16 protein-coding genes and 1 pseudogene are annotated in these 23,059 nt (G+C 46.7%); 12 read left to right on the forward strand and 5 right to left on the reverse strand.

All coding sequences use genetic code 11. From position 1 onward, the window contains the following. Positions 1 to 305 (reverse strand): annotated as a pseudogene (locus AAGC78_RS17685) (hypothetical protein); the annotation flags it as partial. Positions 306 to 551: 246 nt separating this feature from the next. Between AAGC78_RS17685 and AAGC78_RS17690 the strand changes: the two are divergent. The 5 genes from AAGC78_RS17690 (at position 552) to AAGC78_RS17710 (ending at position 8,623) form a co-directional block, all read left to right on the forward strand. Further along, the gene (locus AAGC78_RS17690) at positions 552 to 1,301 is read left to right on the forward strand and encodes an electron transfer flavoprotein subunit beta/FixA family protein (protein ID WP_435785430.1); all 750 of its coding nucleotides are present in this window, start codon (positions 552 to 554) and stop codon (positions 1,299 to 1,301) included. Continuing rightward, positions 1,298 to 2,266 (forward strand): FAD-binding protein, encoded by a 969-nt coding sequence (locus AAGC78_RS17695; protein WP_435785431.1) that lies wholly within the window; start codon positions 1,298 to 1,300, stop codon positions 2,264 to 2,266. The genes AAGC78_RS17690 and AAGC78_RS17695 overlap by 4 nt, the downstream gene beginning before the upstream one ends. A gap of 170 nt (positions 2,267 to 2,436) precedes the next feature. Continuing rightward, entirely contained in the window at positions 2,437 to 2,634 is a 198-nt protein-coding gene (locus AAGC78_RS17700) for a DUF2788 domain-containing protein (RefSeq protein ID WP_435785432.1), read from the forward strand. Positions 2,635 to 2,679: 45 nt separating this feature from the next. Beyond that, positions 2,680 to 4,872: a response regulator gene (locus AAGC78_RS17705; RefSeq protein WP_435785433.1), complete on the forward strand. Its 2,193-nt coding sequence runs from the start codon at positions 2,680 to 2,682 to the stop codon at positions 4,870 to 4,872. A gap of 226 nt (positions 4,873 to 5,098) precedes the next feature. Beyond that, positions 5,099 to 8,623, forward strand: a complete 3,525-nt coding sequence (locus AAGC78_RS17710) for a ThuA domain-containing protein (RefSeq protein WP_435785434.1) — start codon at positions 5,099 to 5,101, stop codon at positions 8,621 to 8,623. A gap of 99 nt (positions 8,624 to 8,722) precedes the next feature. Here AAGC78_RS17710 and acnB read toward each other — a convergent pair whose 3' ends face one another. Next, entirely contained in the window at positions 8,723 to 11,341 is a 2,619-nt protein-coding gene (gene acnB / locus AAGC78_RS17715; protein ID WP_435785435.1) for a bifunctional aconitate hydratase 2/2-methylisocitrate dehydratase, read from the reverse strand. Positions 11,342 to 11,550: 209 nt separating this feature from the next. Between acnB and AAGC78_RS17720 the strand changes: the two genes are divergently transcribed. From AAGC78_RS17720 to AAGC78_RS17750, 7 genes are all read left to right on the forward strand, one after another. Continuing rightward, positions 11,551 to 12,681 (forward strand): SMP-30/gluconolactonase/LRE family protein, encoded by a 1,131-nt coding sequence (locus tag AAGC78_RS17720; RefSeq protein WP_435785436.1) that lies wholly within the window; start codon positions 11,551 to 11,553, stop codon positions 12,679 to 12,681. A gap of 62 nt (positions 12,682 to 12,743) precedes the next feature. Next, a complete protein-coding gene (locus AAGC78_RS17725; protein WP_435785437.1) occupies positions 12,744 to 13,226 on the forward strand; it encodes a DUF1289 domain-containing protein in 483 nt (160 codons plus the stop codon). 10 nt (positions 13,227 to 13,236) lie between these two features. Then, positions 13,237 to 13,842, forward strand: a complete 606-nt coding sequence (locus tag AAGC78_RS17730) for a tRNA-(ms[2]io[6]A)-hydroxylase (RefSeq protein WP_435785438.1) — start codon at positions 13,237 to 13,239, stop codon at positions 13,840 to 13,842. 30 nt (positions 13,843 to 13,872) lie between these two features. Next, the gene (locus tag AAGC78_RS17735) at positions 13,873 to 14,616 is read left to right on the forward strand and encodes a hypothetical protein (RefSeq protein ID WP_435785439.1); all 744 of its coding nucleotides are present in this window, start codon (positions 13,873 to 13,875) and stop codon (positions 14,614 to 14,616) included. A gap of 193 nt (positions 14,617 to 14,809) precedes the next feature. Continuing rightward, positions 14,810 to 16,705, forward strand: a complete 1,896-nt coding sequence (locus AAGC78_RS17740; protein ID WP_435785440.1) for a hypothetical protein — start codon at positions 14,810 to 14,812, stop codon at positions 16,703 to 16,705. 226 nt (positions 16,706 to 16,931) lie between these two features. After that, positions 16,932 to 19,406 (forward strand): glycoside hydrolase family 9 protein, encoded by a 2,475-nt coding sequence (locus tag AAGC78_RS17745; RefSeq protein ID WP_435785441.1) that lies wholly within the window; start codon positions 16,932 to 16,934, stop codon positions 19,404 to 19,406. 69 nt (positions 19,407 to 19,475) lie between these two features. After that, complete coding sequence (locus AAGC78_RS17750) at positions 19,476 to 19,862, forward strand: LiaF transmembrane domain-containing protein (protein WP_435785442.1); 387 nt, start codon at positions 19,476 to 19,478, stop codon at positions 19,860 to 19,862. A gap of 65 nt (positions 19,863 to 19,927) precedes the next feature. Here the strand turns inward: AAGC78_RS17750 and AAGC78_RS17755 are convergent, their stop codons facing one another. The 3 genes from AAGC78_RS17755 to AAGC78_RS17765 are packed head-to-tail and all read right to left on the reverse strand — an operon-like array spanning position 19,928 to position 23,001. After that, positions 19,928 to 21,730, reverse strand: coding sequence for a methyltransferase domain-containing protein (locus AAGC78_RS17755; RefSeq protein ID WP_435785443.1), 1,803 nt, complete (start codon positions 21,728 to 21,730; stop codon positions 19,928 to 19,930). Positions 21,731 to 21,782: 52 nt separating this feature from the next. Further along, entirely contained in the window at positions 21,783 to 22,505 is a 723-nt protein-coding gene (locus AAGC78_RS17760) for a UDP-2,3-diacylglucosamine diphosphatase (protein ID WP_435785444.1), read from the reverse strand. A 1-nt stretch (position 22,506) separates the two neighbouring features. Further along, positions 22,507 to 23,001 carry a peptidylprolyl isomerase gene (locus AAGC78_RS17765; RefSeq protein ID WP_435785445.1) on the reverse strand — a complete coding sequence of 165 codons (495 nt, stop codon included), beginning with the start codon at positions 22,999 to 23,001 and terminating at the stop codon, positions 22,507 to 22,509. Positions 23,002 to 23,059 lie beyond the last annotated feature (58 nt).

The raw sequence follows: 23,059 nt of genomic DNA on the forward strand, positions 1-23,059 counted from the left end.
GCCTGAACCTGTGGTGGCGCATACCGCGAGGCGACATAGAAGAGGGCGCCTTCTTGCTGGATCTCTTGCGCAGTGCGCAGCAACTTCATGGTGGGCTCGTATTTATCACCCAAAATTGCCGTCATGCGGTCTTTTACCATTGGGGTTTCAAATAGATTCACTTCATTCGGATCAAATCCAACCAATGGTTTTAGGAATGACCACATCAATTTGCTTTGTAGTTGGTTGCCAATCAGGAGTGATGAAACACAGGCAGTTAGAAAAATACAGGTAAAAGCGATGGCGGCAAGCTTGGTAATTCGCATAAACGATCCGTTCTACAGTGAGGCTAATATGACAGTCGGCAGTTTACGCAAAGCTAACTGTATCGTACATAAGCGGATATTCACTCAAAAAGAATATTTGCGCGCCATCTTGTCTAATTACTAATGAAAATGCGCATAAGTTATCTAGAGGCTCTCTGGGATATGTGTTTGAATGACAATATCGTCAAACGAACATGCAGGTGGAAATCACTTCACTCCTAAAATAAAAAGCACAAGGAAAGCGTCTTGAAAATTGTTGTAGCAGTCAAACGTGTCGTGGACCATAGCGTCCGTGTACACCCTCTCTCCGATGGCAGTGGTATGGATATCGCCAATGCCAAAATGGCCATGAATCCCTTTTGTGAGATCGCTGTTGAAGAGGCTGTGCGCCTGAAAGAGCAGGGATATGCGAATGAAATCGTTGTTGTGAGTGTCGGGTCTGTGGCGGTGCAGGAGCAACTGCGCAGCGCTCTGGCGCTAGGTGCTGACCGCGCCATCCATATCCAGACCGAAGAATCCCTTGAGCCTCTGGGTTTAGCTAAAGTGCTCCATGCGCTGATTAAACAAGAGCAGCCGGAGCTGGTGTTGGTAGGTAAACAATCCATTGATGGTGATCACAATCAAACCGGCCAGATGCTTGCTGCTTTGAGCGGTTACTCTCAGGGGACTTTTGCCTCGAAGATCGAACTTAACGGTGATGAAGTCTGGGTGACGCGCGAGCTGGATGCTGGCTTGCAAACGTTGGCGCTCAAGCTTCCTGCCGTCATCACCACGGATCTACGCCTCAACCAGCCTCGCTTTCCTACCATGCCCAACATAATGAAGGCGCGCCAAAAACCTTTGGCGGTAATTCCCTTGGCGGATCTGGGCCTAGAGCTCAAAAACCATCTGCAAGTCCTTTCTGTTGAATCCCCCAAGTCGCGTAAGCAGGGTGTCAGAGTCGAAAGCATTACCGAGCTGGTCGATAAATTACGGCAGGAGGCCAATGTACTGTGAGTCAGGTGCAAAATGAGCGGGCACTGGTGTTAGTGGAGCAGGACAATAAGGGTTTTGCTGATATCAACCTAAAAGTGATGGGGGCGATAAAGCGCCTGAGGGAGTTCACATCTTTGGATGTGGATTTATTAGTGATTGGTAAAGCTTGTGCTGATTTGGCGGCTTCGGCTGCCCGCGTACCGGACATCCGGCAAGTGCTGGTGGCAGATTCAGACAGCTGCGAGCACCAGTTGCCAGAAAACCTTGTCCCTTGGCTCGCAGAGCTTGCGCGGGATTATGCTTATATCATTGTGGGGGCGACGACTTACGGAAAAAACTTAATACCGGGTGTCGCTGCGTTGATGGATATCCAGCCCATCACCGATGTGGTTGCGATAGAGTCAGCGTCCAGCTTCAAACGGCCAATTTATGCGGGAAGCGCGTTGGTTTGTGTGGCAACGGATCAGCCGATAAAGCTGTTAAGCATTCGGGGCAGTGCATTTCACGCGATAACCCTGGGTGATGCATCTGCCGTAGCTGCCCCGATAGCGGCTGTAATTCCACCTCCTTCACGATCATTAAGCCGATTTATCAGTCAGGCTATCGCACCGACAGATCGTCCTGATCTAACCGCTGCACGCATAGTGGTGTCCGGCGGGCGCGGTATGCAAAATGGCGAAAACTTCCAGCTGCTTTACCAGCTTGCCAATAAGCTCGGCGCCGCTGTTGGTGCCTCGCGCGCGGCTGTTGATGCGGGGTTTGTGGCCAATGACCTGCAAGTTGGCCAAACGGGCAAAATAGTCGCACCTGATTTATATATTGCAGTGGGACTATCGGGAGCCGTGCAGCATATCGCGGGCATGCGCGACTCACGTGTAGTAGTGGCGATTAATAAAGATCCTGATGCACCTATTTTTCAAGTAGCCGACTACGGGCTGGTCGCCGATTTATTTGATGCAGTCCCCCAACTATTGGAGCAGCTTTAACGCTTTCTCCTGCTTTTCCCCACAGGCCGCAATCGAGCGGCCTTTTTATTTCCCCTTAGCTTCTTACTTCAAAGTATCAATCCTGCTTTTGGACGGTTTTTCGCTTGGGTTTTCGGTACAATGCCGCCCCATTCGACTTCATCCATTTTTACTTACAGGCTTTATTAACAATGACTATCGAACAATTTGAAAGCTGGGCGATGTACATCTGTGGCGGTGGTTTGATTATCTTTATGTTTTTCATCGTGTGGGATCTGGCTAAAAAATCCAAAGCCGGCAAGTTCGGGACATTTGTACTTTTTGGGGTGCTAGGTTTTGCGATCATGGTTTTTGTGATTAAAGAGGTTTTTGTCCATTTGCTCGGCTAGGCTATTTAAATATCGCTATACCATCTGAACCACTTTGGAACCACTATGTTTCATTTTTTTGTCCCCGCCACCAAGGTTCAAAAAGACCGCGCGATCATGCGTGAAACCGACGCGCGCGTTGCCAAGTACAGTCGTCGTGGCCTGATCCTCAATTTTATTGTTTTTATCCTATGCCTTGCGTTCGGTAAATTTCAGGAGAAAGAGCACGATCTCGCCATCATTTTGGTGACGGGGCTGTTACTGGTGACATTGGTTCGCAGCTATTATCTTTTCCGCTTCGACAGCTTGTATGCGCGCGCGCCTGCGCGTTGGCGTAACCAATACTTTTTTGCATCTTGTCTCGGTGCTGCCTGGTGGAGTGTCATTCTCGTAACCCTGACTTGGGTGCAAGGAATGCGCGGCGAAACCTTGGTGATGTGGCTTTATTCGGTAGTGTTTTACTCCAGCGTTTCTAACGTGTTTGCGCCTTACCGACATTTTCTCAGTTTGTATCTTGCGATCGGACAAATACCGGCGGCATTAACGGCGATTTTGCTTGGAACGCCAGAAGGTGTTTTGTACGGCAGTATTATGCTGGTGTTTTACGTCATGCTCAGCCATCAAGGGAAGGTGACATCTTTCGCTTATTGGGAACGGTTGGAAGCGCATTATTCTTTGCGCGAGCGTGCACAAGGTTTGGAAAATGAAAAGCGTTCATCGCAAGCGCAGATCGAATTAAAAAATGAGTTTCTTGTTAATTTGGGGCAAGAAATTCGCTCGTCGATTAGCGATGTAATGAGTACCTTGTCGTTGATTGATGACAGCCAATTATCCGAGCATCACCGCGAACTATTGGCCACCGCCAATAAAGCCACAGGGCGGCAAATCGACTTAGTGAATAACGTGGTCGACTTTTCCAAGATCACCACCAAGACTTTGGTATTGGATGAAGTTGAATTTGATGTGCGCCGGGTGCTGGAAAAGTTTGTGCAGGATTTTACCCTCGATGCACACCAGCAAGGGATTGAGCTTTATTACATGTTCGATCCGAATATGCCGCTGCGCGTTAAAGGTGACGTAGCGCGCTTAAACCAGATTCTTGCAACCTTACTCAATCACACCTTGAAAGCCAGTCGTATTGAGCATGTCTACATCGAGGCGCGCTTTCATCAGGAGCAAGATGACTTTGGCGAGTTACAAGTTATCATCAGTGATAGCGAAAAAAATGTCGCGGGTGAAAACGACCCAGAAGCACGTGAAAGTAATTTGAATGGTATCGGCTTGTCGATCTGTAAAGGTCTGGCCGAGTGCATGGGTGGTAGCATCCATCTGCGTGAAAATAGAAATCGCGGCAACCGTATTTTTATTAATGTCGCGTTGCAAGTGGTTTCCCATGAAGAGCGCCGTTTTGGTTCTGAGCATAAATTACGTGGCAAGCGGGCGCTTCTAGTTGATTTGCCTGATAGCAATGCAAACGCGCTCGCCGACGAAATTTCTGCGTGGGGAATGAGCACGGTCATTACACCTGGTCAGCAGGCAGTTGCGAAGTTGCAAGAGCAGGTGAAGGCTGGTGAACCATTTGATTTGGTATTGATTTTTACCAAGCTCAACAATATGAATGGCTTGGCGCTTTCGCGTGAAATTGCTGCGCATCCGGATATCGCCGATGTTAAGCAAATTATTGCGATGAGTATTTTGCAAAGCGACAGCCCCGAAATGAAATTGCATTTACGTAGCCATCCACAGATTTGCGTGATTGAAAAACCCATCATGCGGAAGCGTTTACATGATGTAGCAGTACAAAAACTGCTGAACCTGAATCTGGATGAAGAGCGCAAACCGCTTGAGCGCGACGGACTGGGCACGCCCGCTGTTCCGCGCGTGTTGCTGGTGGAAGATCATCGTGTTGACCAGATGGTGATCAGTGCAATGCTGAAGAAGCTTGGCTGCTATGTGCAAATAGCGCAAGACGGCTCTGAGGCTGTTGAAATCGTAGAAAAAGAGCGCTTTGATTTGGTGTTGATGGACTACGACATGAAAGAGGAAGAGAGCATAGTTGCCGCGCAAAAAATTCGTGTATACGAGCGCGCTACTCACAGCTTGCGTCACTTGCCTATTGTGGCAGTAACGGCAACGGCGACAGAAACGGATCACGATACCTATTTGGCTGCAGGAATGGACGACTATATTAGCAAGCCAATTCGCTACGATGATTTGGAAAGCCGCTTGCAGCGTTGGCTGGAAAAGTCGCGCGGTTAAGTGCGGTTTCGAACAGTCGCGAAAAGAAGCGTTTATAAGCGTAAACCCGCAGGCATAGGCTAAATGCCGCTGATATTATCAGCGGCATTTTCATTTTCAGGGATGTGCTTTTTTACCGGACCGGTTCTATAGTTTTAATAATATTTGGTTCGTGCATCACCTCTATCCAAAAAATATCTCCAACAACGACTAAAAAAACACTCTACATACAGCTAAAGGTTTGGTAATGGGCAATCTTCGTCAACAATCAATATTAAAGGCGCAATGGCTTCCGCTATTGGCCACACTCTTTTTACTTACTGCCTGCGGGCAGGGCACCCCTGAATCTGCTGCACCGGCAAATTCGGCAGACAGTGTTATGTCTGCAGGCCAGAAGCAGAGTATTGCCGGTGCCAAGGTTTTGGTGTTCAGCAAAACTGCCGGATGGCGCCATGACTCAATTCCCGCAGGAATCGCTGCGTTTGAGAAGTTGGCTAAAGAAAATAAGTTCACGGTTGTTGCATCCGAAGATGCCGCACTTTTTACCGATGCCGAATTAAGCCAATACAACGCAATTGTTTTCTTAAACACCACGCTCAATGTGCTTGATGAAAATCAGGAACTGGCGATGGAGCGCTATATACAAGCCGGTGGTGGTTTTGTCGGGATTCACGCGGCGGCCGATACTGAATGGGAAGGCGATTGGTTTTGGTATCGCAATTTGGTAGGCGCGGTATTTAAGGATCACCCCAACACGCCAAGTAATGTCCAGCAAGCGACAGTGAACTTTGTCGATAAAAAACATCTGTCGACTGAGGCTTTGCCTGATTCAATCAGTGTTGCAGATGAGTGGTACAACTATCGCGATATGTATGAATTTATCAACGTGGTTGCGAAGGTTGATGAGTCGACCTATCAGGGTGGTGGGCACGGCCATGACCATCCCATTTCGTGGTATCACGATTACGATGGCGGTCGCGCGTTTTATACCGGTATGGGGCACACCAGTGAATCTTTTTCCAACCCGGATTTGTTACAGCATTTGCTCGGCGGTATGACTTACGCAGTTGGGTTGAATCATCGCACCGGTTTCAAACCGCGTTTGGATTACACCAAATCCCGTCCTGAAAATAATCGTTTTATCAAGAAAACCCTTGTCGATAATTTAAACGAGCCGGTGAAGCTTGCATTCTTTCCCAATGGTGATGCACTGATTGCATTGCGTCCGGGGGCTTTCAATCGTGTCGATTATAAAACCGGTCAAACCACTGACGCGGGCAAGTTACTAAATGTTGGTTACGATAAATTTATGGAATGGGGTCTGGTTGGTGTTGCGGTAGATCCTGATTTTGCGAAAAACCAGCGCATCTTTGCTGTGTTTACCGTTAAGGACGATGAAGGCAATTTCCATCAACGGCTTTCAAGTTTTCAATGGCGCGATAACAAAGTCGATCCAGCCAGTGAGAAAAAAATCCTGCAGTATGCGATTGATAAAAACTGCTGCCATACCGGTGGCGATTTAGAATTTGATAGCAATGGTGCGTTATTTTTTTCAACCGGAGATAACACCAATCCTCATGATCAGGATGGTTATGCACCAGTCGATTTCCGCAAGGATATGAAAAAGAATGATGGCTTGCGCGGTGCAGGTAACACCAATGATTTACGCGGAAAAGTGCTGCGTATTATTCCGAAGGCTGAAGGTGGTTACGATATTCCGGCAGGCAATTTATTTACTGATGCAACTCAAGGTCGTCCCGAGATTTATGTAATGGGCGCGCGCAACCCCTACAGTATTACCTTTGATAAACCTACTAACACACTTTTCTACGGCGACGTAGGCCCTGATGCAAGCAATGATTCTGATGAGAAAGGTCCGCGTGGTTACGATGAAGTCAATCGCGTAACTGCTCCAGGCAATTTTGGTTGGCCATTAGTGATTGGTCAAAACCGTGCGTACAATCAGTATGATTACGTAGAGAAAAAGCCGGGCGCTTTTGTTGATGTCAGTAATCCTGTTAACAACTCACCCAACAACACTGGCGCAAAACAATTGCCCCCTGCACAGCCAGCGTTTATTGCTTATCCCTACGGAATTTCGGATGTGTTTCCTGAAATGGGCACTGGTGGTCGTACCGCGCTGGTAGCAGATGTGTATCGCTCGGCAGCTTATCCTGCATCAGTAAATCGTTATCCTGCTTATTACGATAATAAATTATTTATTCTCGATTTTATGCGCGCTTGGGTGAAGGTGGTGAGTTTTGATGCGCAGGGGCGTATACAAAAAATAGAACCCTTTGCTCCACAAATTAATTACGCATTACCGATTGATGCACGCTTTGCGCCTGATGGTACTTTGTATGTACTCGAATACGGAATGTCATGGTTTACCGGTAACCCGGATGCGCGCTTAGCTCGTATCGAATACGTTGGTGCAGGTAATCGCCCGCCGGTTGCAGAAATTACGTTGGAGAAAACCCAATTCGGTGTTCCGGCAAAAGTTCATGCATCCGCAAAAAAATCTGTTGATCTTGATGGCGATAAAATTACTTACGCTTGGAAGTTGCATTGTGCAGATGCTTCATGTCCCGAGCGCGCCCTTGGTGATGCGGTGGAGTTGAATCTCGCATTGGATAAACCGGGTAAATACAATTTGGAGCTGGCAGTAACAGATGTGCAGGGCGCTAAATCACTTTTCACTACTCCGCTTGAAATTGGTAACGAACCACCCGTGATTGCTTTCTCGACTAGCCAAAACCAATCGTTTTTCTGGCCTGATACCAAACAGTTTAACTACACCTTTACCGTTAATGATCAGGAAGATGGCGTTATATCTGCGGTTGAAAACGGCAATCCACTGGTTACCTTTACTTATGTCGAGCCTGAGAAAAAGTCAGCGCTTGGGCATCAAGCCGCTAATTTAATTGATCAAGGTAAAGCGTTGGTTGATGCGAATAACTGTCTGGGTTGCCATAAGCTGGATGAAAAAATGGTTGGTCCGGCATTCCGTGATGTTGCTAAAAAATATCAGAAGGATTCCAAAGCACTTGTGTATCTGGTGAATAAACTGGCTAACGGTGGCGCTGGTGTTTGGGGTGAAATGAATATGCCTGCGTTCTCTGGTCTGAGTGAGGCTGAGCGTACAGCATTGGCGACTTATGTGCTGTCCTTGGCAGAAGATCATTCACCAAAAGGATTGGCGTTATCAGGTTCGGTTGATCTTAAATCGCATCAGAAAAATTCGGCGGCAGTGGGCTCCAATAAGCCTTATAGCGTAAATGGGGAGGCATATGTTTTCACTGCCAAGTACACGGATAAGGGCGCAAATAATTTGGCTCCGATAGCGGTGACTGAACAAATAAAATTGATTCCACCACGTTTGGATTTTGATAGTGTATTTAATGCGGCTACGGCAACCAAAGAAGCCAAGCAAGATACTTACAATGAAATCAAAACGATTAAAGTGCTGGGTAGCGAAGGCGTATCTGGATTTGGTATAGGTCGCTACGATTTAACCTCTGTGAAGTCGGTAAAAATTGGAGCAATCTTTTTCAAAGAAACAACCAAATGGTTGGTAGAGATTCGTCGCGACAACGCCGAGGGTGAAGTGCTAGGTTCGGGCACAATTTCACCATCCGGTTTAAAAACCTATGATCGGGACAGTATTACGCTTAAGAGCAGCAGTGGTTTTTCCGAGTTGTACATCAAGGTACAGCCAGAGCAAAAAACAACGGCGGAAGTTCGCTTGCAAGATATTAGTTTCGAGAAATAAAATCGCGGCGCAAAGGATTGCGCTAATCATTTCAAAACCAAATTGCAGATGTAAAAAAGCCCGCATTCCGCGGGCTTTTTTATTGGAGCGATTTGCTACTTAAACTGCAACAGTTTGAATCTCTACTGCTGCAATACGCTTGCCTTCATTGGCGGCGTTTTGGTAGCTCTCAATTTCATTGAAGTTGAGGTAACGGTAGATATCAGCAGACATGCTGTTGATTTTGCTGGCGTAGCTTTGGTATTCATCTGGAGTCGGCAACTTGCCGATTACAGCTGCAATCGCCGCTAATTCCGCAGAGGCCAAATACACGTTCGCGCCTTCACCTAAACGGTTCGGGAAGTTACGGGTGGAGGTAGATACCACAGTCGATTTTGCAGCTACACGCGCTTGGTTACCCATGCAGAGTGAGCAGCCTGGCATTTCGGTGCGTGCACCTTTTACGCCGTAAATGCTGTAGTAGCCTTCTTCCATCAATTGGTGCTCGTCCATTTTGGTGGGCGGTGCAATCCACAGACGGGTAGTCAGCTCTTCTTTGGTTGATGCCAGCAACTTACCGGCAGCGCGGAAGTGACCGATGTTGGTCATACAAGAACCGATGAACACTTCATCAATTTTTGCACCGGCAACATCTGACAATACTTTCACATCGTCCGGATCGTTAGGGCAGGCGAGGATTGGTTCTTTGATGTCCGCCAAGTCGATGTCGATGATCGCTGCGTATTCAGCATCGGCATCAGCTTCCATCAACTCAGGGTTGGCAATCCAAGCTTCCATTTTCTGTGCGCGACGCTCAAGGGTGCGGATATCGCCGTAACCTTGTTCGATCATCCAGCGCAGCATGGTGATGTTGGAGGTCATGTATTCGATGATTGGTGCTTTGTCCAACTTGATAGTACAACCAGCAGCTGAACGCTCAGCTGATGCGTCAGAGATTTCAAACGCTTGTTCTACTTTCAGATCAGGCAGGCCTTCAACTTCAAGAATGCGGCCAGAGAAGATGTTCTTCTTGCCCTTTTTCTCAACGGTCAGCAAACCGGCTTTGATAGCGTACAGAGGAATCGCGTTTACCAAGTCACGCAGGGTGATGCCTGGTTGCAATTCGCCTTTGAAACGAACCAGAACTGATTCAGGCATATCGAGTGGCATAACGCCAGTCGCAGCAGCAAACGCTACCAAACCAGAACCAGCTGGGAAGGATATGCCGATTGGGAAACGGGTGTGCGAATCGCCACCGGTACCTACGGTGTCAGGCAGCAACATACGGTTCAACCAGCTATGGATGATGCCGTCGCCCGGACGTAGGGAAACACCGCCACGAGTCATAATGAAGTCGGGCAGGGTGTGTTGGGTTTCGATATCCACTGGCTTTGGATAAGCAGCGGTGTGACAGAAAGATTGCATGGTTAGGTCGGCAGAGAAGCCGAGGCACGCCAAGTCCTTCAGTTCGTCACGGGTCATCGGGCCAGTGGTGTCCTGCGAACCTACGGTAGTCATGTAGGGTTCGCAGTAAGTGCCTGGGCGAATACCGGTTACGCCGCACGCTTTACCTACCATTTTCTGGGCGAGAGTAAAGCCCTTGCCGCTATCAGCCGGTGCTTCTGGCAAACGGAACAAGGTGCTTGCTGGCAAGCCCAATGAAGCGCGCGCTTTGGTGGTCAAGCCGCGACCGATGATCAGAGGGATGCGGCCACCAGCTTGAACTTCGTCCAGCAACACGTCTGATTTGAGGCTGAATTCAGAGATCACAGCACCAGTGGTGCCGTTAAGGATTTTGCCCTCGTAAGGACGAATCTCAATCACATCACCCATGTTCAGGTCATCAACCGGTGCTTCGAATACCAAAGCGCCAGCATCTTCCATGGTGTTGTAGAAAATCGGCGCTACTTTGCTGCCGATGCACACACCGCCGGTACGCTTGTTAGGCACGCCGGGAATGTCTTCACCGATGAACCACAATACGGAGTTGGTCGCTGATTTACGTGATGAGCCGGTACCAACCACGTCGCCCACAAATACCAGTGGGAAACCTTTGGTTTTAAGCGCTTCGAGTTGCTTGATCGGGCCGATTTTGCCTGGCTCGTCAGGGGTGATGCCATCGCGTGCCATTTTGAACATAGCGAGTGAGTGCAGCGGGATATCAGGGCGTGACCATGCATCTGGTGCTGGTGACAAGTCATCGGTATTGGTTTCGCCGGTGACTTTAAATACGGTGAGCTTGGTGCTCTCGGGAACTTTAGGCTTGCTGGTGAACCACTCGGCATCAGCCCAGGATTGCATTAGTTCTTTCGCGTGTGGGTTGCCCGCTTTTACTTTCTCTTCCACATCGTGGAATGCGTCAAACATCAACAGGGTGTGCTTGAGTTCTTTGGCTGCCAAAGGTGCCAAGGTGGCGTCATCAAGCAGGTTAACCAGAGTTTCGATGTTGTAACCGCCGAGCATCATACCGAGCAGTTTAATCGCGAGAGGCTTATCGATCAGGGGGGAAGAGGCTTCGTCTTTCAAAATCGCGCTCAGGAAAGCGGCTTTAACATAGGCGGCTTCATCAACGCCGGGCGGAACGCGGTTGGTGATCAAATCCAGTAATACTTCAGCTTCACCAGCGGGGGGACTCTTTAATAGCTCGACCAATCCTGCAACTTGTTCGGCGTTAAGCGGTTTTGGTGGAATACCTTCAGCGGCGCGTTCTGCGACCTGTTTACGATAGGCTTCAAGCACGGTTTTATCCTCATTAGTGTGGGGTTTACTCCCTCGGCAGGATCTCTGCTTCAGGAGACTATCCATGGCCTTCATGGATGACTAAGAGCGTTCAAAAATTAAGCGCTCTTAAAGATGCTCGCAAGAGAGCGTTAAATCGGGTGCAGAGTATACCTCAAGCGACGCGGGCTGTTAATGCGCAGCACATAAACGCAACGATTTTAAGGTTGATGCTTAAGGCCGATAATGATGTCGATTGTGATAAGGTGGCGACCCTATTTGAATATTCAATTAAACCCTACGGCAACGATAAAAATGGCATAGCCAATAAGAATGAGGACAATATGAAAACAACTCGCACTCTACTGATTTCCACCCTGATGGCAGGTTTACTGGCAGGTATCGCCGGTTGTGATCAGAAAAAAACCGAAGCTCCGGTCGCTGCTGAGCCAACCGCTCCGGCAGCTACTGCGACTGCAGCAGCGCCAGTGGTAGCCTGTGAAGGCATTGCCCCAGTCGGCGAATTAACGCCGGTTCGTATCGAAGCTGCCAACACCACCCGTACCGAGCCGGGTTTATTTGAAGGTCCTGTGTGGATCAATGACTCGCTGTATTTTTCCGATTTCGTTTTCACCAACGGTTTTTCATCGCGCATTCAAAAATTGGATGCAAATGGTGCGGTCACAACTGCGATTGATGATTCGGGTAGTAACGGTCTTGCAGTGGATAACAATGGCCAATTAATCGCAGCAACCCATAAATACAAAAGTCTCTCGCGTTACAACCCGGCAACAGGCGAGCGCAGCTCTGTGGCAGAGCAATTCAACGGTAACGTATTTAATTCGCCCAATGACATAGCTGTCGCAAAAGACGGAACAATCTATTTCACTGATCCGGATTTCCAACGTGAAGCCGCACCGGGTGGACAAGAAAAGACTGGCGTTTATCGTGTTGCGACCGATGGCACAGTAACCTTGGTTGATGACACCATCCGCAACCCAAACGGTATTGCGTTATCGCCAGCAGAAGATGTGCTTTATGTTAACGGTGGTGGCGAACAAGGTTTGCTGCGCGCTTATCCGATTGTTAATGGTGTGCCGCAAGCTGGAAAAGATTTGGTAACCAATATTGTTATCCCTGATGGCATGGCGGTAGATTGCCTCGGCAATATTTATGTGACTGAGCATCTTGCGCGTACCTTGCGTGTGTACACACCTGCAGGTGAACAAATTGCGCAAGCTGCGTTCGATGCAAATCTCACTAACGCTGCGTTCGGTGGTGCAGAAGGTAAAACCCTTTTCCTGACCGGCGCTGGCTCGCTGTGGAAAATTGACTTGGCAATTACTGGCTCTGCGTACTAACCCGTCTTACTAAAACCAGCGAGCCATTTCTGTAGAAATGGCTCGCGTTAAAAAATGATTTTATGCTTGTATTAAAACCCGTAAAAACTCCCTGTGTGGGGATTTGTTCTACCGGTATCGGCGATAGCGTTTGCCGTGGTTGCAAACGCTTTGGTCACGAAGTTATCGACTGGAACAGTTATACCCACGAGCAGCGTTTGCTGATCGCACAGCGGCTGGAGCATTTTCTTACACAAATTGTGCAGAATATGATTCAAGTCAATGATGAAAAATTACTGCTCACGCAAATTAAACACCAGCAAATCCAATTCAAACCCGAGCAGAATCCATACTGTTGGGCATTTGATTTGTTGCGCGCCGGAGCAAGCCAGATTCAGGATTTGTCTTTGTACGGATTGTCATTGCAAGTGAAGTGGGTAGACACTCCGCTAACGGTTATCCGCGATAATATTGATAAGGATTATTACGCGCTTTCCTGTGCGCACTACGAACGCTATATATCACCTTGTTTCGTTACTGCTGAAACCCTCGATCAACAAAAATAGTTTTTACCCTATGACTGCCTTAGCCAAAATCCAGCAATTTCTCCATTGTGAAACCCCGGACGCCTGGGTAAAAAATGCATTGGACAATCAAGCACTGTTATTACTTGATCACGCCAACTGCGAAAAAAAGGCGGCATCTACAGCGGTCAATTTAATGTTCCGCTACGTAGGCGATTTCGACATGATGAACAAAATGTCCCGCCTCGCACGCGAAGAGTTGCGTCACTACGAACAAGTAATGGCAATTATGAAGGCGAGGGGAGTTTCCTACGATCAAATCACTCCCGGCCGCTATGCCGGTGAATTGCGCAAACTAGTCCGCACCTCCGAACCCGGTCGCTACATAGACACCCTCATCTGCGGCGCAATCATCGAAGCCCGCTCCTGCGAACGCTTCGCCAAAGTTGCTCCTTATCTCGATGATGAGCTGAAAACTTTCTATCTGTCCCTCCTAAAATCCGAATCCCGCCACTACGAAGATTATTTAACCCTAGCCAAACGCGCCGCCGAAGGTGCCGATATTTCTGCTCGTGTGCAAGAATTTCTAGCGCTGGAAAAAACCTTGATTGAGGGCGCAGATGAGGAGTTTCGGTTTCATTCAGGAGTGGTTTTTTAAAAATTTTCAAACTTGGCAGGTTGATTGGTTGTGAGAAATGAGAACGATGGACTGTTGGAAATGTGGACTAAGCAAAAGTATGACTACTACGTTGCTGCGCGAACTTTATGGGAAAACAATCAGATGCAAATGGCTGCCTTGATGTGCGCCTATGCAATAGAGGCGCAAATCAAAAGTGCCTTTAGCTTATTTCAACACAACTGTCCGATTAAAGAATTGAATAAGCATAATGTCCCTAAGTTGTTTGCTCAGGCAAAAAACGATGGCATTTTTTCAGATGTATCTGTGTCGGGCGAATTTCTTGAATTTGTAATGGATAATTTCGAGCGGAGATATCCAAAGCAAACTCGAGATCGGTTGCAAGAGATTCGCCCACAAGGACGAGCTTTCATCTTAATTAGTGATTTAAACCTTTATTACGACAAATTCATTATTGATCTCGATACTTCGATTTACAAAAAGAGTAATGATTGCCGAACTTCAATCTTGTTTTTAGCAAAGAGAAATCTGGAATCTGTCGAAGGGAAGTATTTTTTTCAGCTTAACCCAGCCGCATTGGCGCGGCTCGAAGAGGCCATTTCCTGGTTGGGAGAGGAATTGAGCGGGTATGAAAAGGATCAAGAGTTTTCGGCTAGTTATCCTGTCCACGTCTCAATTCGCAAGAATGAAATGGAAATTTTAAAGCGAATGAACTGTGAATGGTTAAATAGAGACAGGCATGCAATTAGTACTCTCAATATTATCGTAGATCCTGCCAACTTTAAGCATCCTTGATCTTGACATTAATCAGAGGTTGATTGGTGTCATGTTAGTGATACTCATTGTGCTCTAATTAATAATTGTGTCTTCTCGCTTGCGTATGTTTGGCTAATTTTTGACGGCCCAGTCATTTTCATCATTTTGTAACAATTATTGTCGATTCTTTGGCGTCTAATTTCTCAACTGGGATAACGCCGGGGAATCAATAATGAAAACTACTTCTTCAAAAACCAGCCTCGCATCTGCTGGATTTTCTAAAAACTTACTTGCTTTGGTATTGGCTGGCTGCGCTTCTGCAAGTTGGGCGGTGCCGTTTGAGATTGCGGCTAATACCAATTCAAGTGGTGTAAAGACCATTACCGGTAATGAAACCGGTGTGGTTAATCAAGGCGCTAACTTGAGTGCATCGGATAAAACCATTACCTGGTCTGGTGCAACAGCGGGCACGGTGACTATTGATAACCGTGGTACGGTTCAGGCAACTACGAGCGGTGGTCGTGCGATTGATACCAGTAGCAGTGGTGGTGCAGGGCGTTCACTGGTGTTGAAAAACTCGGAAACCGGACAAATTCTCGGTGGCAATGATGCAGTGCGCATTAATTTCTCATCTGCCACTGTTGGTTCTGTAAATGTTGATAACGCTGGTTATATTTATTCTGCTTCCGGTCAGGCGCTGGATTTTAATGCGATTGAAAATGGCACGGTTGAAATTGTTAACAAAGCAACGGGTGTTATTAGCACTAAAGACGCTGACGGAATTCGCCCGGGTAGTAACGGTACTGTAATCAATTACGGAAAAATCATCGGCGGTGGTGCAGGGCTGGTTTCAGGCGCAGTGAATTTGTCCAGCGAAGCAATTGACTTCCAAAGTTTTGGTGGCACTGTGAAAAACCAAACCGGCGGTGTTATCGAAGGTGGTCGCCATGGAATTACCGGTGATGGTGTGGTGAATGTAAGTAACGCGGTAGGTGGATTAATTAGCGGCCATAACGGTTCTGGAATTAATTTGGATAACACCGGCAGCGTTGTTAACTACGGGACTATTTCGGGTAATTTCGATGCGTCATTGGTAGATGGTGATGGCGATGGTGTTGATATTGATCGCATCGGTAGCATCGATAATTATGGTCGCATCGAAGCAAATGGTGCTGGTGGTGTTAAAGATGGTCCTACCGATTTTAATCGCGCCGATGGTATTGCGATGGGCGGCGGTGCTATTAATAACTATGCCGGTGCGACAATTTACAGTTCGGATCGCGGAATTTTAATTGACGATAGTGAAGGTGGTGCTGCTTTTGGAAAAACCACATTAACAAATCATGGCACCATCGATGCGAAATCAACTGGTATTGTATTTCAGGGCGAGTGGGATGATTACCTGCAGAATACCGGCACTATTCGCAGCCGCACTGGCGATACCGCAATAGATTTGGGCGGTGGTAACGATACGCTGGTAGTTGCAACTGGTTCCACCACCGAAGGTGCTGTTAAGGGCGGAAGCGGAAAAGATAAATTGATTTTGGCTGGCTCCGGTACTGGCCAACTTGGTGTGACGAAAGAATTTGAATCTATCCAAATTGAAGGCGGTAATTGGACAGTTGGCGGTGCACAATCGCTGGAAAACTTGAGCGGCACAGGTAGCTTGCATGCCGATGCGATTAATTTGCTGAGCGGTTCAAGTTTTTCAATTGGTGCTACGGCTGACAGAGCTGGAAGCCTTGATTTTTTTTCAGATGTAAGCTTGGCGGGTACAACTTATCTCGATTTCTTTGATAGCGGCGCGCAGGATTCGTTAAATGTACATGGAGTGTTGAGCTTGCTTGACTCCAGTATTTTTCAACTGAATTTTAGCGGTGATAATTTCACTGATGGACAAGTTTTCAGTGTGTTGAAGTCGAATAGTATTGTTGGTCTCGACTATTCGAAGTTTTTATTTAATGGTTTGGGTAACGATTGGAATTGGGAATTTAGCCAAGCTAACAATTCATTGAATGTGACATTGCATCGTACTGCGGCGACTGTTTCCGAACCTGGCTCGCTTGGTTTGGCTTTAATGTCACTTATGTTCCTGGTTGGATTGCGTAAGCGCAATCGCGCTAAATAATCTTCCCGCTTTCAACGGCTTTTTTTATAACGCGCATCCGCAAGGTGCGCGTTTTTTTATGGGCTAATAAATTTGTTAGGAGGTAGAGTTGGTTGGAGCGGAGATGTGAACATATGGTGAAAAGAGCGTTACGTTTATCCTCCGTTATTTAGTGTAAATCTTGTATACCAGTATGTTATGTGCAATTAGACTATAAGTGTTATCTAATAATAATCAGGAGTTACACATGGCATATCAACTCGGTCAATGGCGGGTTCTCCTCGCTATTTTGTTTGTCTTCCTCACTTTGCCAGTCCAGGCACAAAACGATCTTACCCTTAACGATAAAGACTATTTTGAAAAAACCGGTCTTAACGTGCTGGTGTTTAGCAATTGGTACGACGGGCTATTTAGCGATTCAAAAACCAGCGGTGTCGAGCTGATTCACCATGGTGAGCGCACTGTGACTAACGGCGATGTGCGCCTGAATGCGACACCAGAGCAGTGGGATATGACGCCCATGTTCAAGGAGCGCAAAGTAAATCGCGCGGAACAGTCCATTGAAGCGTTTTTGCATTATCCCGATCAGCAGTTCGATTTTTCTATCAAAGTGATAAAAAATGCGGCCGGTGTTCGGCTGACTGTCAACTTGCCAAAGCCGCTTCCCAAATCCCTTGAGGGGAAAGCGGGTTTTAATCTGGAATTTCTACCATCCGCATATTTTCATAAATCGTTTTTGATGGATGATCAAGCGGGCGGCTTCCCTGCTTATCCAACAGGGTTAAAAGAAATTAATGATAAAGCGCATGCTGTAGCACTCGCACAAGGGCAGAGATTAGTGCTTGCGCCAGAAGATTCCAAATGTCGTATCAGTATTCAGACTAATGGTGTGCCTTTGGAGCTTTACGATGGACGAGGCAAGGCGCAGAACGGTTGGTTTGTGGTGCGCAGTAAAATTCCGGCCAATAAAACCGGCACGGTAATCGAATGGCAAATTGATGCTGCGACTGAAAAAAACTGGTTGCGAGAGCCAATGATTGCCCATTCGCAAGTTGGCTATCATCCTGCGCAGAAAAAAGTGGCGGTGATTGAATTGGATGCGCGCGATAAAAAAATCCAGAAAGCGAGCCTGATAAAAATCAATGCAGATGGCACACGTAAAATCGTATTGAGCGAAAAACCCAAAAGTTGGGGGAAATATTTGCGCTACGAATATCGTCAGTTTGATTTCAGTAAAGTACAAGAGCCGGGTTTGTATGTAATTCGCTATGGCGATCAGGATACCCATAGTTTCCGTATCGATAAATTGGTTTATCAAAATGCATGGCATCCAACATTGGATATGTATTTACCGGTGCAAATGGATCATGTAACAGTGAATGAGTCTTATCGTGTATGGCACGGTGCATCTCATCTTGATGATGCCTTGCAGGCACCGGTTAATCACGAGCATTTTGATTTATACGCGCAAGGGCCAACAACAGATACACAATATAAGCCCGGCGAGCATATTCCCGGTTTAAATATTGGTGGTTGGTATGACGCAGGTGATTATGATATCCGCACCCAAACCCAATACGATGTTGTGAATACATTGGTCACTGTGTGGGAAACTTTTGGTCTAAAGCGTGACACAACGAGCGTGGATTACACCCGTAAATTTGTCGATCTGCATACTGCAGATGGTAAACCGGATGTGTTGCAACAAATTGAACACGGCACGCTCGCATTAATTGCGCAGCACCGCGCTCTGGGGCATGCGATTCCCGGTATTGTTGAGGCACATATTGACCAATACCATCATTTGGGCGACGGCATAACTAAAACCGATAATTTGATTTACGATCCCAAAAAATCCGAGTTGGAAATCGATGGTTTCAAAAGCGGAAAGTTTGATGACCGCTGGGCATTTACCAGTAAGTCGTCATCATTAAATTATGGTTCTGCTGCTGCACTGGCTGCTGCAAGCCGTGCACTTACCGGTTATAACGATGTATTAGCTAAAGAATGTTTGATAACGGCCAAAAAAGTATGGCTGGATGAGCAGGCTAAACCAAAGCCCGACACTTTCACCTGGGGAAATACCACCGGTGGAAAATTAGAACATGAGCAATTAAAAGCGGCGACGGAATTATTAATCGCGACCGGCGACGCGCAGTACGCAAATGCAATCGAAAAATTGTTCACTAAGGTAGAGTTTGGATTTACCGCCTCCTGGTTTATTCGCGCAATGCCATATATGCCAGAAGGGTTTAAAGTGCAGGTAAAAGCGGCAGCGCAAATCTATCAAAAAGACTTGGTTGCGGCAGAAGGCAAAAATCCGTTTGGTGTACCGATTAATGAAGGTGGTTGGGCGGGGAGTGGTTGGGTAATTCGCAACTCAATCAATAACTACTATATCCACAAAGCATTTCCGGATGTAGTCGATCGTGAGTCAGTACTGCAAGGTTTGAACTTCCTGTATGGGACTCATCCAGCGCACAACTTATCGTTAGTATCGAATGTCGGAACTCGCTCAAAAGAAGTTGCTTATGGAATGAATCGCGCCGATTTTTCGTTTATCTCAGGCGGGATTGTTCCAGGTATCCTGATTTTAAAACCTGATTATCCCGAGAATCACGAAGACTGGCCGTTCTTTTGGGGAGAGAATGAATATGTTGTTAATCTGGCGGCGAGTTATATCTTTTTGGTAAATGCCGCGGAAGACGTTTTAAAACATTGATATGTACGTGAATCTATCCTCCGGTTTATGATGTCCAACAAGGTGCATCGATAAACAAAGGAGTTAATTGTGTCCAACCCAAACGAAAACGATTTGCCATCTCCAGCCGCGAGAAAAAGCCGCCTGGCTTCAAGCAGCTTACCTTTGGGTATAGCAGTTGTTGTTATTGGCGGTTTACTGCTCGCGCGTAACCTTGGCTTCGAGCTGTTCTTTTTGGACTTCCACAATTGGTGGGCGTTTTTTATTTTGCTGGCAGCCATTGGGCCGTTACAGCAGGCTTTTAGCGCTTATCGCAGGGAGGGAATGGGTGCTGCTGTTGCCAATTCATTGGTTTCAGCTGGTGCAATTATTTTTGTCTCGTTATTGTTTTTGCTTGATTTATCGTTTTGGACTTGGTGGCCGGTTTTTGTAATCATCGGTGGTTTGTATATGATGACGAGCCGCAACCGCAGCTGATTAGTGTTAAATCGTTCCTATTCAAAAAATAGCTCTGAAGGATTCGGCAGGGCTATTTTTTGTTCTCACTCTACTTTTTGTAGCCATAACGCGTACATGCCAACAAATGTGTCTGGATGTGTAGTCTCAAATTCGTGCCATTTCACCAAATCCAGCGCATCTTTAATGTTTGGATGTTGTTGCTGAAATTGTTGGCGAGCCCAAGCGGGCGCATCAAAACCGACAGCTATCAATCCCAGTTCTGCAATGATCGTTTTTAGTTGTAGCAATGTGAAACGATGTTCCTGAACATGGAACAGTAAATCCCGGCAGCCACTCAAACTGTAAAAATCATCGCTATGGGCAAGCTCTGCTAATGGAGACCCTGCAGGTTGGGAGAAGACGTGAGCGCGAAATGTCTTTATATCCTTGTTTGAATCGCCAAGCGCTAACTCTTTAATGCGTTGATGAGCGATAACAACCCGGCGGCGCGCAATTTCGCTGTACAAGCTGATACGCATAACGCCACCTGATTTTAGAATTCCGCACAGCACTTGCCAACCTGCTTGCGGATTTTCCATATGGTGCAGCACGCCAGTGCTATTGATCAGGTCAAATTTTTTATTCAATTGAGCTGTGTCGAGAATATTTCCCTGAATGAAATCAATATTTGAAATCTGCAGTTCATCGGCTGTTCGTTTTGCGTAGGCGAGACTTTTGCTGCTTAAATCCAGCGCTGTAATCTGCGCGCTGCTGTCCATTCGCGCGAGTTCAATCGGCTCAAAGCCAGTACCGCAACCGGCAACCAATACCGATATATTATCCTTAGGTAAATTTTGCTGCTTAACGCCGGGTAGCTGTCGCAGTATTTGCGTTAAAGGTATTTGCATAGGTGCTGGTGGAATTTGCCAGCGCGGGTAGGGGTTTTCTTCATACTGATTGCGCACTTTATCGGAGATGCTGTTTTCGGCTTTACTGGAGGTGATTTCGCCGATGTGGGAAAAACTCGTCCGATATTGTTCTTCTTGTTGTAGATCCGACAAGGTGCGTTTTATTAATAGATCAAGATAGGTATTTGGCAGCTGCGCAAGTGATATGTGTTGGTCTGCAAAATCAAACAGGGGGCGATACATGCATGCTAACAACAGCTTGAATCTTGTATTAGCTGAGGATGAACGGATTTCACCTTCAATGATTGTCAGTTGTTTTTCTTCGGCATCACTAACGACAAATACATATTCATTGGCAAAGCTTTGCAGCGCAAATGCACATACGAGTTCAGTGTAATTATGATCTTTGGGTAACAAGGTTGCGAGTAAGAGAGCCTTACGAATCTGTGTTAACCAACGCTCAATGCCGGGGTTGGTGTTAATGCAGCGAATTAAATACAACAAAAACAATGAGTCAGTTGCAAGTGATTGTAATAATTCTGGAGTGGTATTCGTAGAGCTGAGTTGCGTTGATGCCAGGTATTTGTTGCTCAGATGAACACCAATCACTCGCGCAAGCAATTGGTGATCTATGCTTGGTTCGCTTATGCAGTGTGTTAAATCCCGTTCCAATTCCAAGCTAAAGCTGGTTGGCGTTAGTTCAGCAATTAGCGGGGTCATTTGACGTCGAACCAGAGAGTTTTTCGGTTCAATTTTTAACGCATGGCTCAGTAGCTGTAATGCGTTATTGCGATTGCCGTGGAGTTGGAATAATTCAGCCATCCCGACATAAGCGTTAATGCAGGTGGCCGAAATTTTTACGGCTTGCTGAAATGAAGCCATCGCCATGGGGTATTCATACTTAGCCATTTGCTGTCTGGCAACTTGGCAAAGTCTGTCGGCTTCAGGGTGACTTTTTTGTTGCTGCGTGTGTTTGTCGTGAGTGCCTTCAATTGTCATGAGACTTAATCCTGCGGCGACATTTATTATAATGTTGTTCGGTGTTGTGTTTTTAAATTTTCCATTCAATCAATTCAACGCCGTTTTCATCCGCTTTAATACACCATGCGGAATCATGCCAATCGCCAAGAACAATACGTTCTGCTGGTTGTTCATTAATGATAAGCGGATGGCGTGCCGGGCGATGGGTATGTCCATGAATCAGGCGTGTTACACGAGCGGCTTCCATTTGTGTTTGCGCTTCAGCGGGAGTGATATCGAGAATATCATCCGCTTTCATACTGTTCATACTTTCACTTTTTTCGCGCAATTGTGCAGCGATGGCGCGACGAGCAGCAATTGATTGTGCGAGAAACTGTGTTTGCCACGGAGCACCGCGCACCATAGTGCGGAATTGTTGGTATGAAACATCGCTGGTGCAGAGACTGTCGCCGTGCATCAATAGTGTCGGCGTGCCGTATAAATCGATAACGGTGCCGTCGGGAATTAAGGTCATTCCGGCTTTGTTTGCGTAGTCGGTTCCCAGCAAAAAGTCGCGATTGCCGTGCAGGTAATAAATCGCAACACCTTTGTCTTTCAGTGCAAATAATTCATCTGCTACTTCTTGCAAAAGTTGAGCATCATCATCATCGCCAATCCAGACATCAAAAAAATCGCCGAGGATGTAAAGCGCTTCTGCTTCGATTGCCTGAGTGCGTAAAAAATGAAAAAACGCCCGCGTGATCTGCGGGCGTGATTCGTGGAGATGTAAATCTGAAATGAAAAGCGTATGCATATTATTCAGCAATGGTCGCGCTTTGAATAATCACGGCTTCTTTTGGTACGTCTTGGTGGAAACCTTTGCTGCCGGTTTTCACTGCTTTAATTTTGTTCACTACGTCCATGCCGTCGGTCACTTTGCCAAATACGCAGTAACCCCAACCGGAAGCATTTTTACCAGAGTGATTCAAAAAGCTGTTGTCTTTAACATTGATAAAGAATTGAGCCGTTGCACTGTGTGGATCGTTAGTGCGTGCCATTGCCAATGTACCGGTCAAATTCTGCAAGCCGTTATCAGCTTCATTTTCAATTTGGTCGCGGGTTTTTTTCTGTTCAAAGTCTTCGGTGAATCCACCACCTTGAACCATGAAACCATCAATCACGCGATGAAAAATAGTGCCGTTGTAAAAACCTTCTTCAACATATTGCTTAAAGTTAGCGGCAGTTTTCGGCGCTTTTTCAAAATCCAGTTCGATAACAATATCGCCGTAGTTAGTGTGTAATGTGATCATGGTGAATCTCCCTTGAGATTTAGAGGGTGGTGCTGGAAAAAGCCGGTATGATACGCGC

The organism is Cellvibrio sp. (genome assembly GCF_039207905.1).
GTDB lineage: Bacteria > Pseudomonadota > Gammaproteobacteria > Pseudomonadales > Cellvibrionaceae > Cellvibrio.

What these genes read in the sequence shown, in the direction of transcription:
- AAGC78_RS17700 (WP_435785432.1), top strand. Translation starts at nt 2,437, where the DNA reads ATGACTATCGAACAATTTGAAAGCTGGGCGATGTACATCTGTGGCGGT.
- AAGC78_RS17705 (WP_435785433.1), top strand. Translation starts at nt 2,680, where the DNA reads ATGTTTCATTTTTTTGTCCCCGCCACCAAGGTTCAAAAAGACCGCGCG.
- AAGC78_RS17710 (WP_435785434.1), top strand. Translation starts at nt 5,099, where the DNA reads ATGGGCAATCTTCGTCAACAATCAATATTAAAGGCGCAATGGCTTCCG.
- AAGC78_RS17720 (WP_435785436.1), top strand. Translation starts at nt 11,551, where the DNA reads ATGCTTAAGGCCGATAATGATGTCGATTGTGATAAGGTGGCGACCCTA.
- AAGC78_RS17725 (WP_435785437.1), top strand. Translation starts at nt 12,744, where the DNA reads ATGCTTGTATTAAAACCCGTAAAAACTCCCTGTGTGGGGATTTGTTCT.
- AAGC78_RS17730 (WP_435785438.1), top strand. Translation starts at nt 13,237, where the DNA reads ATGACTGCCTTAGCCAAAATCCAGCAATTTCTCCATTGTGAAACCCCG.
- AAGC78_RS17740 (WP_435785440.1), top strand. Translation starts at nt 14,810, where the DNA reads ATGAAAACTACTTCTTCAAAAACCAGCCTCGCATCTGCTGGATTTTCT.
- AAGC78_RS17745 (WP_435785441.1), top strand. Translation starts at nt 16,932, where the DNA reads ATGGCATATCAACTCGGTCAATGGCGGGTTCTCCTCGCTATTTTGTTT.
- AAGC78_RS17755 (WP_435785443.1), bottom strand. Translation starts at nt 21,730, where the DNA reads ATGACAATTGAAGGCACTCACGACAAACACACGCAGCAACAAAAAAGT.
- AAGC78_RS17760 (WP_435785444.1), bottom strand. Translation starts at nt 22,505, where the DNA reads ATGCATACGCTTTTCATTTCAGATTTACATCTCCACGAATCACGCCCG.
- AAGC78_RS17765 (WP_435785445.1), bottom strand. Translation starts at nt 23,001, where the DNA reads ATGATCACATTACACACTAACTACGGCGATATTGTTATCGAACTGGAT.